The following is a 467-nucleotide window of genomic DNA, read 5'->3' as shown; positions in this document are numbered from 1 at the left end:
GTTAAGGATGTTCATGTCAGCTTATTATCATTTTATCAAACGCGAACAGCAAGAAGGCGGCGTCAGCGTTGCTCATTATCAGCCAACCAAGCATGCACAAGGCGCTTGGAACGAGCATGAGCAGCATATGGCACCAGCGACAGGATTGCTGACAGCGGAGCTCCAAGGCTATGCACCGCAAGCCAACACCCGTATTGCCCGTATTAGCCTAGACATTTTAGGCTTGATTCCACTTGATGACTTTACGATTACCACCCGTTGTATCCGTCCGGGTAAGACCATTGAGTTGATTGAAGCGGTCATGAGCAGTCGTGGCCGGGATGCGATTATTGCGCGTGCATGGCGTCTTATGACCCAAGATACCAGTGAGATTGCAGGACTTGAAGATCAAAAGGCTCGGTATCAACCTGAGGAATTGCCGGTTTGGGATGATATGAAAGGCTGGCCGGGCGGTTTTATCGAAAGCG

The 467-nt window shown here is 50.3% G+C and carries 1 protein-coding gene; it reads left to right on the top strand.

Features of this window, described 5'->3' with window-relative positions; genetic code table 11:
- Positions 1-13 precede the first annotated feature (13 nt).
- Positions 14-467 (top strand): acyl-CoA thioesterase domain-containing protein (locus BTV98_RS13155; protein ID WP_143505766.1); only part of this gene is annotated, 454 nt, incomplete at its 3' end.

The sequence above is a fragment of the Psychrobacter sp. Cmf 22.2 genome, assembly GCF_001921745.1.
Taxonomy (GTDB): domain Bacteria; phylum Pseudomonadota; class Gammaproteobacteria; order Pseudomonadales; family Moraxellaceae; genus Psychrobacter.
Note: the sequence above shows the minus strand (reverse complement) of the source record. Positions and strands in the feature narration are given on the sequence as shown.